This is a genomic window from Streptomyces beigongshangae (assembly GCF_019710745.1).
Lineage (GTDB): Bacteria > Actinomycetota > Actinomycetes > Streptomycetales > Streptomycetaceae > Streptomyces > Streptomyces beigongshangae.
The window spans coordinates 23,307-35,538 of sequence record NZ_JAHKJW010000024.1; the positions used below are offsets into that span (position 1 = coordinate 23,307).

The 12,232-nt window shown below is 73.1% G+C and carries 10 protein-coding genes and 2 pseudogenes; 10 read left to right on the forward strand and 2 right to left on the reverse strand.

The annotated features are described in order from the left end of the window. Positions 1 to 330: 330 nt before the first annotated feature. Genes KM933_RS19945 through KM933_RS19960 form a run of 4 tightly spaced genes read left to right on the forward strand, consistent with a single transcriptional unit; the run spans position 331 to position 5,282 of the window. The gene (locus KM933_RS19945) at positions 331 to 984 is read left to right on the forward strand and encodes a (2Fe-2S)-binding protein (protein ID WP_260333837.1); all 654 of its coding nucleotides are present in this window, start codon (positions 331 to 333) and stop codon (positions 982 to 984) included. Further along, the gene (locus tag KM933_RS19950) at positions 981 to 1,973 is read left to right on the forward strand and encodes an FAD binding domain-containing protein (RefSeq protein ID WP_221354068.1); all 993 of its coding nucleotides are present in this window, start codon (positions 981 to 983) and stop codon (positions 1,971 to 1,973) included. Before KM933_RS19945 ends, KM933_RS19950 begins: the two co-directional genes overlap by 4 nt. After that, entirely contained in the window at positions 1,970 to 4,108 is a 2,139-nt protein-coding gene (locus tag KM933_RS19955; RefSeq protein ID WP_221354069.1) for a xanthine dehydrogenase family protein molybdopterin-binding subunit, read from the forward strand. Before KM933_RS19950 ends, KM933_RS19955 begins: the two co-directional genes overlap by 4 nt. Further along, positions 4,101 to 5,282 (forward strand): XdhC family protein, encoded by a 1,182-nt coding sequence (locus KM933_RS19960; protein ID WP_221354070.1) that lies wholly within the window; start codon positions 4,101 to 4,103, stop codon positions 5,280 to 5,282. Before KM933_RS19955 ends, KM933_RS19960 begins: the two co-directional genes overlap by 8 nt. Positions 5,283 to 5,303: 21 nt before the next feature. Here KM933_RS19960 and KM933_RS19965 read toward each other — a convergent pair. Then, positions 5,304 to 5,723, reverse strand: a pseudogene (locus KM933_RS19965) (SAM-dependent methyltransferase); the annotation flags it as partial. A 125-nt stretch (positions 5,724 to 5,848) separates the two neighbouring features. Next, positions 5,849 to 6,289: pseudogene (locus KM933_RS19970) on the reverse strand (cyclic nucleotide-binding domain-containing protein); the annotation flags it as partial. Positions 6,290 to 6,802: 513 nt separating this feature from the next. On the opposite strand from KM933_RS19970, the gene paaA reads away from it, so the two are divergent. The 6 genes from paaA to KM933_RS20000 all read left to right on the forward strand — a co-directional run bounded on the left by paaA (position 6,803) and on the right by KM933_RS20000 (position 12,171). Beyond that, positions 6,803 to 7,789: a 1,2-phenylacetyl-CoA epoxidase subunit PaaA gene (paaA, locus tag KM933_RS19975; RefSeq protein WP_221354071.1), complete on the forward strand. Its 987-nt coding sequence runs from the start codon at positions 6,803 to 6,805 to the stop codon at positions 7,787 to 7,789. Continuing rightward, a complete protein-coding gene (gene paaB / locus KM933_RS19980; protein ID WP_260333838.1) occupies positions 7,786 to 8,148 on the forward strand; it encodes a 1,2-phenylacetyl-CoA epoxidase subunit PaaB in 363 nt (120 codons plus the stop codon). The genes paaA and paaB overlap by 4 nt, the downstream gene beginning before the upstream one ends. Positions 8,149 to 8,158: 10 nt before the next feature. Beyond that, positions 8,159 to 8,986: a 1,2-phenylacetyl-CoA epoxidase subunit PaaC gene (paaC, locus tag KM933_RS19985; RefSeq protein WP_221354072.1), complete on the forward strand. Its 828-nt coding sequence runs from the start codon at positions 8,159 to 8,161 to the stop codon at positions 8,984 to 8,986. After that, complete coding sequence (gene paaD, locus KM933_RS19990; protein WP_221354073.1) at positions 8,980 to 9,495, forward strand: 1,2-phenylacetyl-CoA epoxidase subunit PaaD; 516 nt, start codon at positions 8,980 to 8,982, stop codon at positions 9,493 to 9,495. Before paaC ends, paaD begins: the two co-directional genes overlap by 7 nt. Further along, positions 9,495 to 10,670, forward strand: a complete 1,176-nt coding sequence (gene paaE, locus KM933_RS19995) for a 1,2-phenylacetyl-CoA epoxidase subunit PaaE (protein ID WP_221354074.1) — start codon at positions 9,495 to 9,497, stop codon at positions 10,668 to 10,670. Before paaD ends, paaE begins: the two co-directional genes overlap by 1 nt. A 136-nt stretch (positions 10,671 to 10,806) precedes the next feature. After that, the gene (locus KM933_RS20000; RefSeq protein WP_221354075.1) at positions 10,807 to 12,171 is read left to right on the forward strand and encodes an FAD-dependent oxidoreductase; all 1,365 of its coding nucleotides are present in this window, start codon (positions 10,807 to 10,809) and stop codon (positions 12,169 to 12,171) included. Positions 12,172 to 12,232 lie beyond the last annotated feature (61 nt).

A 12,232-nucleotide genomic window follows, 5' to 3' on the forward strand; every position in this document is an offset into this window, starting at 1 on the left:
CCCCCTCTTCCCGTTCCCGGTTCCCGGTTCCTGCTCCGGCGCCCGTGACTCCGTGGCCGAATAATGTTCTTGATAAGCGGACAGCTGTCCACTACGTTTTCCAGTGAGCGGACAGCTGTCCGGTTAGGTGCACCTTACCGGCCTGCGTCCCGTGCGGACAGCCGGTGGTGGTCGCCACCGGCCTCTCCTTGCATCCTGCACGCTTCCGGCCCGCCGCCGCTACACGCGGCGTCGGCCCCCCGTTCTCCATGTCTCTGTTCTCCCGCCTCCGTTCTCTCTGCCGCCGGCCCGTTCCCGCAACGGGTACCGGAACGCGAAAGAAGGCTGATCATGGCCACAGCATCCCCGTCGACGTACAGCGCCGTCACCCTGAACATCAACGGTGAGAAGCACACGCTGACCGTCGACCACCGCACCACCCTGCTCGACGCCCTGCGCGAGCGCCTCGATCTCACCGGTACCAAGAAGGGCTGCGACCAGGGGCAGTGCGGCGCCTGCACCGTCCTGCTAGACAAACGCCGGGCCGTCGCCTGCCTGCAACTGGCGGTGGCGGCCGAGGGCCGGGAGATCACCACCATCGAGGGCGTCGCCGAGGGCGACCGGCTGCACCCGGTGCAGCAGGCGTTCCTCGACCTCGACGGCTACCAGTGCGGCTACTGCACACCCGGCCAGATATGTTCCGCCGTCGCCGTGATCGAGGAACACGCCGCCGGCTGGCCGAGCGCCGTCACCGACGACGTACGCCCCGAGGCGGGGCCACCACCCCTGACCCCCGAGGAGATCCGGGAGCGGATGAGCGGCAACCTGTGCCGCTGCGGCGCGTACGTGTCGATCGTGCAGGCGGTCGCCCGCGCGGCCGAGAACGACGCGCGCACCGGCCGGACCGCGGAAGCCGCCCAGGACGCCCACGACGCACAGGGCACACAAGGTGCACAAGGCGCACAAGGCGCACAGGGCGCGAACCACGAGGGGGCGGCGGCATGAGGGAGTTCGGATACGAGCGCGCGCTCGACGTCCCCGGCGCGCTCGCGCTGCTCGACGCCGACCCGGACGCCCGGTTCCTCGGCGGCGGCACCAACCTCGTCGACCTGATGAAGACCGGCGTGGAACGGCCGGGACGGCTCGTCGACGTCCGTGACCTCCCGCTGGACGGGATCGGGACGGCCGAGGACGGCGGGCTGCGCATCGGCGCGACCGTCACCAACAGCGACCTCGCCGCGCACCCCGAGGTGCGCCGCCGCTACCCGGCCCTCACCCAGGCGGTACTGGCCGGCGCCTCCGGACAGCTGCGCAACATGGCCACCGTCGGCGGCAACCTGCTGCAGCGCACCCGCTGCGGCTACTTCGCCGACGTGACCAAGCCGTGCAACAAGCGGGTCCCCGGCAGTGGCTGCCCCGCGATCGAGGGCGAGCACCACAACCACGCGGTCCTGGGTGCCTCCGGCCACTGCGTGGCCACCCACCCCTCCGACCTGGGCGTGGCGCTGACGGCCTTCGACGCCGTCGTCACCTACGAGACGCCCGGCGGACCGGGCGAGCTGCCGCTGACGGAGTTCTACCTGCCGGTGGGCGACACCCCGCACCTGGAGACCGCCCTGCCGCCGGGAGCGCTGATCACCGGCGTCACCCTGCCGCCCGCCCCGGTGGCGGCCGCCTCCCGCTACCGCAAGGTGCGCGAGCGGGCCTCGTACGCCTTCGCGATCGGCTCGATCGCCGCCGCGCTCGACGTCCGGGACGGTGTCGTGCACGAGGTGCGCCTCGCCTTCGGGGCGGTCGCGTCCCGGCCGTGGCGGGCCCGCGCCGCGGAAGCCGCCCTGACCGGCGCACCGGCCGGCGCGGCGGCCTTCGCCGCCGCCGCCGACGCCGAACTGGCGGCCGCCCGGCCGTTGCCGCACAACGGATACAAGGTGACACTGATGCGCAACCTCGTCGTCGCCGTGCTGAGCGAACTCACCGAGGAGGCCACCCGATGACCACCGCCACGACCGGGACCAGGACGACGGGCCACGCCGTCGGCACCGCGCACACCCGGGTGGAGGGCCGCGACAAGGTCACCGGAGCGGCCCGCTACGCGGGGGAGATCCCCTTCACCGAGCTGGCCTTCGGCTGGTTCGCGCTGTCGACGGCCGCCCGCGGCCGGGTGCGCTCGGTGGAGAGCGACGCGGTCCTGGAGATGCCGGGCGTCCTGGCCGTCCTGCACCACGGGAACGCCCCGCGGGTCGACATCGACTACGTCGGCATGCTCGGTATGCCGCCGGACCCGACCGCCGCCGTCTTCCAGCACGACCGGGTGCCCCACGCGGGCTGGCCGGTCGCGCTGGTCGTCGCCGCGACCTCCGAGCAGGCCAGGGAGGCCGCCGAGGCACTGGTGGTGCACTACGAGGAGGAACCGCACGACGTCACCTTCGCCGCGGGCAGCGAACACCCCGACGCGTACTCGATCCCCGGGCCGGGCGGGCCGGGCGTGACGGGGAAGGGCGACCTCGAAGCCGAACTCGCCGCGTCCGCCGTAGTCCTGGACGCCGAGTACTCCACGCCGGAGGAGCACCACAACCCGATGGAGCCCCACGCGGCGACGGCCCGCTGGGACGGCGGCCGGCTGGAGGTCGTGGACTCCAACCAGGGCACGCTGTGGGTGGCGGACGAACTCGCGAAGATGTTCTCGCTCGACCCCGCGGCGGTGCGCGTGCGCTCCGAGCACGTCGGCGGCGGCTTCGGGAGCAAGGGCCTGCGCGCCCACCAGGTGGCCGCCGTGATGGCCGCGACCGTCCTGTCCCGGCCGGTCCGCGTCGTGATGACCCGCCGTCAGATGTTCTCGCTCGCCGGCTACCGCAGCCCCACCAACCAGCGGGTCCGGCTCGGCGCCGACGCCGAGGGGCGGCTGCGCGCGCTGGAACACAGCTCCCTGAGTGTCACCTCGACCGTGCACGAGTTCATCGAGTCGGGCGCGGGACCGGCACGGGTGATGTACGACGCCCCCGCCCACCACACCGCCAACCGGGTCGTACGGCTCGACGTGCCGACCCCGACGTTCATGCGCGCCCCCGGCGAGGCGCCCGGCTCGTTCGCCCTGGAGTCGGCGCTCGACGAGCTCGCCGAGAAGTGCGGCATCGACCCGATCGAGCTGCGCGTGCGCAACGAGCCCGCGCTGGGCCCCGTGTCCGGGCTGCCGTTCAGCTCCCGCAACCTGCCCGCCTGCTTCCGCGAGGGCGCCCGCAGGTTCGGCTGGGCCGACCGGGACCCGCGTCCGGGCCTGCGCCGGGACGGGCGCTGGCTGCTCGGCACCGGGACCGCGGCGGCCTCCTTCTTCGCGGGGGCCATGCCGTCCACGGCGGCCGCGACCGCGGAGTCCGACGGCACCTTCACCGTGCGGATCAACGCCGCGGACATCGGCACCGGCGCGCGGACGGCGCTCACCCTGGTCGCCGCCGACGCCCTCCAGGTGCCGACCGACCGGGTACGCGTACGGATCGGCGACAGCGACCTCGGCCCCGCGATGATCGCCGGTGGTTCGATGGGCACCCGCTCCTGGGCCTGGGCCGTCACGGCCGCGGCCGAGGAACTGCGCGAGCGGCTCGCCCTGAGCGACGCCGTCCCGCCGGAGGGCATCACCGTGCGGTCGGACACCACCGCGGCCGTCGGCGCCCTCACGCAGAAGGAACGGCACTCCTTCGGGGCACAGTTCGCCGAGGTCGCCGTGGACGTGGCCACCGGGGAGGTGCGGGTGCGCCGCATGCTCGGCGTCTTCGCCGCCGGCAAGATCGTCAACCCCCTCACGGCCCGCGGTCAGTTCACCGGGGGGATGATCTGGGGCATCTCCATGGCCCTGCACGAAGAGGCGGTCAGGGACCGGAACACCGGCGCGCACTACGGCGCCGACCTCGCGGGCTACCACGTCGCCACGCACGCCGACGTCCCGCTCGTCGAGGCGGACTGGGTGGACGACCCGGACCCGGACGACCCCGTCGGCATCAAGGGCATCGGCGAGATCGGCATCGTGGGGGCCGCGGCGGCGGTCGCCAACGCCGTCTGGCACGCGACCGGCGTACGCCACCGCAGCCTGCCGATCCGGCCCGACCGCGTCCTGGAGGCGGGCGTCCGTGCTTGACATCGCCGACGAACTGACCCGCTGGGCCGAGGAGGGGCGCGCGTTCGCCGTCGCCACCGTCGTGGCCGTCGGGGGCAGCGCGCCGCGCGGCCCGGGCGCGGCCCTCGCCGTCGACAGCGGGGGCACGGTGATCGGCTCGGTGTCCGGCGGCTGCGTGGAGGGGGCGGTGTACGACCTGTGCGTCCAGGCGCTCCAGGACGGCGCTACCGTCGTCGAACGGTTCGGCTACAGCGACGAGGACGCCTTCGCCGTCGGGCTGACCTGCGGCGGGGTCCTCGACATCATGATCACCCCGGTCGGCGCGGACGCACCGGTCCGCGAGGTGTTCCGGGCGGCCCTGTCGGCCGCCGCCGCGGGCGAACCCAGGGCGCTGGCCCGGGTCGTCCGCGGCCCCGCGGACCTCCTGGGCAGAGCGCTGCTGGTGCGCCCGGACGGCTCGTACGAGGGCTCGTACGACAGCGGCGCCCCGGAACTGGACCGGACGGCGGCGGCCGAGGCGCGGGCGCTGCTGGACGCCGGCCGCACCGGCACCCTCGACCTCTCGGAGGACGGCACGCACTGCCCCGGCGGCCTCACCCTGCTGGTCGAGTCGAACGTCCCGCCGCCCCGCATGATCGTGTTCGGCGCGATCGACTTCGCCGCCGCGCTCGTCCGGGCCGGCAAGTTCCTCGGCTACCACGTGACGGTGTGCGACGCCCGCCCCGTGTTCGCCACCCGGGCCCGGTTCCCCGAGGCGGACGACCTCGTCGTGGACTGGCCGCACCGCTATCTGCGGGACACCGCGACCGACGGGCGCACGGTCCTGTGCGTGCTCACCCACGACGCCAAGTTCGACATCCCCCTGCTGGAGCAGGCCCTGCGGATGCCGGTCGCGTTCGTCGGGGCGATGGGCTCGCGCCGGACCCACGCCGACCGCGACCGCAGACTGCGCGAAGTCGGCCTGAACGACGCCGAACTGGCGCGGCTCAGGTCGCCGATCGGCCTGGACCTGGGCGCCCGTACACCCGAGGAGACCGCCCTGTCCATCGTGGCGGAGATCGTCGCGACCCGTAACGGGGGGACGGGCGTCCCCCTCACGGACTCGGGCACCCCGATCCACCGCGACGGGCCACGGCGGAACCCGGCGGCCCCGGCGAACCCGGCGAACCCGGCGAAATCAGTGGAGGCCGCCTGAGGTCCGGCTCCGCGGAGCGCGTCACACACGGTCGGCCACGATGAGCAGGTACTGGAAACTGCCGTTGCGGTAGGCGTCGATGAACCTCTCCTCGATGCCGGTGACCAGATGACCGGCCCGTGCGCGCAGTTCCCAGTAGGGGAGGGCGTCGGCGGTGAGGTCCTGCACGTGCACGGGGACGAGCCGGTTGCGGGCCATCGCGCGGAAGTACTCCGAGCGCGGGTGGATGTCGCAGATGTAGTGGGCGTTGATCAGCGACACCTCGCGGGAGGCCCGCCCGTAGGCGTCGTTGTAGCAGCCCGTGATCATCACGTAGCGGCCGGCGCGGCGCAGCAACCGGGCGTGCTCGGCGAAGAGCAGGTCCAGCTCCACGTACATGGTGGACTCGTTGTTCCACGAGGCCGCGTACGCGCCCGTGGCCAGCCCGGTGTCGAGCATGCCCTGCGGTTCACGGGCCTGCGCCGCCGCTCGGCGAACGCGGCCAGCTGCGCGGCGAAGGACGGGGTGCGCTCCGTGAACCGCTGGAGGCTGTCCCGGTCGAGCGCCGGCACCACGCCCGCGGTCCCGGCCCGCATCGAACTGCGCCAGCACGGGTCTTCCTGGCCGATGGCCTCGTCGCCCAGCCCCGCACCGTCCGTGACGACCTCGGCGACCTCGTCCTCGCCGTACCTGCCGGTGGTGCAGGGGGTGAAGCGGCCGTGGACGACGAGGTACGTCTGCGTGACGGGCTCCCCCTCGCCGAAGAGGAGCTGCCCGACGCGCACCTCCCGCACCCGGAAGTACGAGGCGAGCTCCGTCAGTGCCGCCGTGTCGGAGCAGCCGTGCAGGGCGGGGAGTTCCGCGAGGGTCCCGGGGACGCCCTTGATGTCGTCCGCGCCGTTCTGCTCGAACTGCACCCGGCCCCGGCCGACGCGCAGCTGCAGTGGCTGGTGCACTCCGCCCCGACGTCGGCGGGCGCGGCCGCGCTGTCGGGTGGACTTTCCGGGACGGTCACATGTCCTCCGCATACGTGGTTCGGTGCGTGGTCCGGCATACGTGGGTGGTCGGCGGCCACGGGTGGCCGGGGGCGGGGTCACGGCTGGTGCGGCGGATGCCGGGGCGACGGCTGACGGGCGTGCGGCCCGCTGGACGGTGTGTGCCGCGTGTAAAGCCAAACAGTCACGGGTGGCGGCCGGGAACCGCGTGAACGGGGCGTGTTCACGTCTCGGTGGTGAGGATCGACCGAAGAGTGCGGGGCGACGGCGCGGCACCGCGCTCCCACGCCGTGCGGCCGTCCCCGCACGACCGGCGCGGAAGGCGCACGAGCGGCTCGACCCGAGCAGCCCGGAAGACCCTCTTGGACCCTTTGGGGTGGTTTCGAGGAGACCCGAACAGAACGGAGGGGAACAGGGCGGAGCGGGGCGGGACCGGGCGGGGCGGACCCGGTGTTCGCGTCGCCCGATCGCGTCCGGGTCTTGCCCGGCCTCCGGGAAGGCGGCACACTGGTGCCGAACGAATGGTCGGTAGGGAAGCTGGTATCGATGACCACGACACACTCCGCCGGGACGGCCCTCCCGGAGCAGTCGTTGCAGGAGCACTTCGACGCGACGATCGCGCGGGACCAGCGGATCGAGCCCCGCGACTGGATGCCCGACGGCTACCGCAAGACGCTCGTCCGGCAGATCGCGCAGCACGCCCACTCGGAGATCATCGGCATGCAGCCCGAGGGCGAGTGGATAACCCGCGCCCCGTCGCTGCGCCGCAAGGCCATCCTGTTCGCGAAGGTCCAGGACGAGGCCGGGCACGGGCTGTACCTGTACTCGGCCGCCGAGACGCTGGGCGCCGACCGCGCGGACCTGACCGAGCGGCTGATCGAGGGACGCCAGAAATACTCGTCGATCTTCAACTACCCGACCCCGACGTTCGCCGACGTCGGGGTGATCGGCTGGTTCGTCGACGGCGCCGCGATCTGCAACCAGGTCCCGCTGTGCAGAAGTTCGTACGGGCCCTACGCGCGCGCGATGGTGCGGATCTGCAAGGAGGAGTCGTTCCACCAGAGGCAGGGGTACGAGCTGCTGATGACCATGATGCGCGGCACCGGGGCGCAGCGGACCATGGTCCAGGAGGCGGTGGACCGCTGGTGGTGGCCCTCGCTCATGATGTTCGGCCCGCCCGACGGCGACTCGCCCAACTCGGCGGCCTCGATGGCCTGGAAGATCAAGCGGCACAGCAACGACGAACTGCGTCAGCGGTTCGTCGACATGACGGTCCCGCAGGCGGAGAAGCTCGGCGTGACCCTCCCGGACCCGGACCTGCGCTGGAACGCGGAGCGCGGCCGGCACGACTTCGGCACCCCCGACTGGTCCGAGCTCAAGCGGGTCATCGGCGGCGACGGACCGCGCAACGCCGAGCGGCTGGAACGCCGCAGGTCCGCCCACCAGGAGGGCGCCTGGGTGCGGGAGGCGGCCACGGCCTACGCGGCCAAGCAGGCGCGGCGCGTCCGCGCACAGGAAGGAGCGGTGGCATGAGCGACTCCGCCCCGGGCACCGCCGCGGCCCCGGACACCGCTGCGGGCACCGTCCCCGCCCTCCGGCAGGGCGCCCCCAGGGGCGACTGGCCGCTGTACGAGGTCTTCGTGCGCGGCAAGCGCGGGCTGAACCACGTCCACGTGGGCTCCCTGCACGCCGCCGACGACACCATGGCCCTCACCCACGCGCGCGACCTCTACACCCGCCGCAACGAGGGCGTCTCGATCTGGGTGGTGCGCTCGGAGCACATCGCCGCGTCCACCCGCGACGAGAAGGACCCGTTCTTCGCGCCGAGCGCCGACAAGGTCTACCGACACCCGACCTTCTACGACATCCCCGACGACGTCCCGCACATCTGAGGAGCAGGGCATGAGCGACGACCATGTCTACCTGTCCCTCGCGGAGGGGCACGAGGACGACACCCGCTGGGCGTACGGCACCGGCTTCGAGGACCCGCTGCACGGGGTGGACACCGCCGTGCCCGAGGGCCTCGACGCCGCCCGGCTCGCCGCCGACTGCGTGGCCCTCGCCGACGACGCCCTGGTCGGTGCCCAGCGGCTGGCCGAATGGACCACCCGCGCCCCCGAGCTGGAGGAGGAGGTCGCGCTCGCCAACATCGGCCTCGACCTCCTCGGCCAGGCCCGCCTGCTCTACGCGCGCGCGGGCCGGGCCGACGGCACCGGGCGCGACGAGGACGCGTACGCCTACTTCCGCGACCCGCAGGACTTCAGGAACGTACGCCTGGCCGAACTCCCCGGAGGGGACTTCGCGTTCTGCGTCGTACGGCTGCTGGTGCTGTCCAGCTGGCGGCTCGCGCACTTCGGGGAGCTGTCGTCGCACCCCGACCCGGTCCTCGCGGCCGTCGCGGCGAAGGGCGTCAAGGAGCTGACGTACCACCGGCAGTACGCCGCCGAGTGGGTCGTGCGCCTCGGGGACGGCACGGACGAGTCGCACCGCCGCACGCGCCGGGCGATGGAGCAGGTGGCGCCCTACTTCGGCGAGCTGTTCACGGCGTACGACGCACGGGACGAGGTCGTCGCCGTCCTGCGGCAGGTCACCGGGGCGGCCGGACTGCCCATGCCGGTGTACCGGCCGCTGCCGGGCGCCGGCCGGAGCGGGGAGCACACCGAGCACCTCGCGCCGCTCCTGGCCGAGCTGCAGGGCGTGGCCCGCGCGCATCCGGGGGCGACGTGGTGACCGCGGCGCAGGACGTGCGGCGCGCCCGGCACCTCGCCGAACAGGTGCCGGACCCCGAACTGCCCATGCTCACGCTGGCCGACCTCGGCGTCCTGCGCGCGGTCGAGATGACCGCCGACGGCACCGTGGTCGCGAGCCTGACGCCGACCTACTCGGGCTGTCCGGCGATGGCCGAGATGCGCGCGGACGTGGCGGCACGGCTGCGTGGCGCGGGATACGCGCGCGTGGAGATCCGTACCGTCCTGGACCCGCCGTGGACCAGCGACTGGATCACCCCGGAGGGGCGGCGCAAGCTCACCGAGCACGGGATCGCGCCACCGGGGGCCGCGCCCCGGCCCGCGGCCGGTCCGGTGCCCCTGGTCCTGGCCCCCGCCCGGCGCGCGGTGGCGTGCCCGCGCTGCGGTGCGGCGGACACCGAGGAGACCTCGCGCTTCGCCGCCACGTCCTGCAAGGCGCTGTACCGCTGCCGCGTCTGCCGCGAGCCGTTCGAGTACGTCAAGGAGATCTGATGGAAGGCATTAAGGAAGACCCGGCGACCCCGGCGACCCCGGCGACTGCGGCGGACCGGGCTGTCCGGACACCGGCTCCCGCCCCCGCGCGGCCGGTGCCCGCGCGGGCGCGCCGCCGCCCGGCCTTCCACACCCTGCGCGTCGCCGCCGTGCAGCCGCTGTGCGAGGACGCGGCGGCCGTGAGCTTCGAGATCCCGGCGGAGCTGGCGGCGGAGTTCGCCTTCGCGCCCGGCCAGTCGCTGACGCTGCGGCGCGAGATCGACGGACGGGACGAGCGGCGCTCGTACTCGATCTGTTCCCCGGCCGGTTCGGCGCCGCGCATCGGCGTGCGGGTGGTGCCGGGCGGTCTGTTCTCGGCGTGGCTCGTACGGGAGGTGCGCCCGGGGGACGCGGTGGAGGTGATGGCGCCCACCGGCGCGTTCACGCCCGACCTCACCGTGCCCGGCCGCCATGTGCTGGTCGCGGCCGGCTCCGGGGTCACCCCGATGCTCTCCATCGCCGAGTCCGTCCTGGCCGCGGACCCGCGTTCGACGGTCACCCTCCTCTACGGCAACCGGCGCACGGGCACCGTGATGTTCGCCGACGAGCTGGCGGACCTGAAGGACCTGTACCCGGCCCGGTTCCAGCTCGCCCACGTGCTGTCCCGCGAGCCGCGCGAGGCCGAGGTGCTGTCGGGCCGCATCGACGCGGACCGGCTCGCGGCACTCGTCGGCTCACTGGTCGACGTGCGGGCCGTGGACCACTGGTGGCTGTGCGGACCGCAGGGCATGGTCCTCGACGCCCAGCGGGTCCTGACGGACCTCGGCGTGCCGGGCGACCGTGTCCACCGGGAACTGTTCTTCGCCGACGACGGGCCCGTACGAGAGATGCGTCACGACGAGACCGCGGTGCGGGGGCCCGTCAGCCGGGTCACCGTCACGCTCGACGGCCGCTCCACCACCTCGGCCCTGGCCAGGGACCGGAGCATCCTCGAAGGCGCCCAGCGGACCCGCCCCGACCTCCCCTTCGCGTGCAAGGGCGGCGTCTGCGGCACCTGCCGGGCCCTGGTCACCGACGGCAAGGCGGACATGCGCCGCAACTTCGCCCTGGAGAACGCGGAGGTCGACGCGGGATACGTCCTGACGTGCCAGTCCTTCCCGGTCTCGGAGACACTGACCGTGGACTTCGACAGCTGAGCGAACGCTCCTGCGACCGCCGACTCATAAGTCTGCCTTATGGGGTCATAGATCCAGCCCGGCTACAAGCTTAGGCAAGCCTTAGTTTAGGCTCCCCGGTGAACACTCCTGATCACCGCTCGAAGGGAACCTGATCATGCCTCGCCCCCTGCGGGTAGCCATAGTCGGAGCCGGCCCCGCCGGGATCTATGCCGCCGACGCGCTGTTGAAGTCCGCAGTGGCCGTCGAGCCCGGTGTCTCCATCGACCTCTTCGAGCGGATGCCGGCCCCCTTCGGGCTGATCCGGTACGGCGTCGCCCCCGACCACCCGCGCATCAAGGGCATCATCACGGCTCTGCACCAGGTGCTCGACAAGCCGCAGATCCGCCTCTTCGGCAACGTCGACTACCCGGGCGACATCAACCTGGACGACCTGCGCGCCTTCTACGACGCGGTGATCTTCTCCACCGGGGCGACGGCCGACCGGGCGCTGGACGTACCCGGTATCGGACTGGACGGCTCGTACGGCGCGGCGGACTTCGTCTCCTGGTACGACGGGCACCCGGACGTGGCGCGGACCTGGCCGCTGGAGGCCGAGAAGGTCGCCGTCCTCGGCGTCGGCAACGTGGCGCTCGACGTGGCGCGCATCCTCGCCAAGACCGCCGAGGAGCTGTTGCCGACCGAGATCCCGCCGAACGTCCACGAAGGACTCAAGGCCAACAGGGCCAAGGAGGTCCACGTCTTCGGCCGCCGCGGCCCCGCGCAGGCGAAGTTCAGCCCGATGGAGCTGCGGGAGCTGGACCACTCCCCGAACATCGAGGTCATCGTCGACCCCGAGGACATCGACTACGACGAGGGCTCGATCGCGACCCGGCGCGGCAACAAGCAGGCCGACATGGTCGCGAAGACCCTGGAGAACTGGGCGATCCGCGACGTCGGCGACCGCCCGCACAAGCTGTTCCTGCACTTCTTCGAGTCGCCGACCGAGATCCTCGGCGAGGACGGCAAGGTCGTCGGCCTGCGCACCGAGCGCACCGCCCTCGACGGCACGGGCAACGTCAAGGGCACCGGGGAGTTCAAGGACTGGGAGATCGGCGCGGTCTACCGGGCCGTCGGCTACCTGTCCGACAAGCTGCCCAAGCTGCCCTGGGACGTCGAGTCGGGCACGGTCCCGGACGAGGCCGGCCGGGTGATCGAGGAGACCGGCGAGCACCTGCGGTCGACGTACGTCACCGGCTGGATCCGGCGCGGTCCGGTGGGCCTCATCGGCCACACCAAGGGCGACGCCAACGAGACGGTCGCCAGCCTGCTGGACGACCACGCGAACGGCCGCCTGGTGACCCCGACGTCCCCGGAGCCGGAGTCGGTGGACGCGTTCCTCGCCGAGCGGAACGTCCGCTTCACCACCTGGGAGGGCTGGTACCGGCTGGACGCCGCGGAGAAGGCGCTGGGGGAGCCCGAGGGCCGCGAGCGGGTGAAGCTCGTCGAGCGGGAGGACATGCTCAAGGCCAGCGGAGCGTAGCCGCGGGCCCGTTCCGACGGGCCCGCGCCGATGGAGCCACCGGGAGTGGTCCCGCCGTCAC

Coding starts and splice junctions, on each gene's coding strand:
- KM933_RS19945 (WP_260333837.1), top strand. CDS start 331: ATGGCCACAGCATCCCCGTCGACGTACAGCGCCGTCACCCTGAACATC.
- KM933_RS19950 (WP_221354068.1), top strand. CDS start 981: ATGAGGGAGTTCGGATACGAGCGCGCGCTCGACGTCCCCGGCGCGCTC.
- KM933_RS19955 (WP_221354069.1), top strand. CDS start 1,970: ATGACCACCGCCACGACCGGGACCAGGACGACGGGCCACGCCGTCGGC.
- paaA (WP_221354071.1), top strand. CDS start 6,803: ATGACCACGACACACTCCGCCGGGACGGCCCTCCCGGAGCAGTCGTTG.
- paaB (WP_260333838.1), top strand. CDS start 7,786: ATGAGCGACTCCGCCCCGGGCACCGCCGCGGCCCCGGACACCGCTGCG.
- paaC (WP_221354072.1), top strand. CDS start 8,159: ATGAGCGACGACCATGTCTACCTGTCCCTCGCGGAGGGGCACGAGGAC.
- paaE (WP_221354074.1), top strand. CDS start 9,495: ATGGAAGGCATTAAGGAAGACCCGGCGACCCCGGCGACCCCGGCGACT.
- KM933_RS20000 (WP_221354075.1), top strand. CDS start 10,807: ATGCCTCGCCCCCTGCGGGTAGCCATAGTCGGAGCCGGCCCCGCCGGG.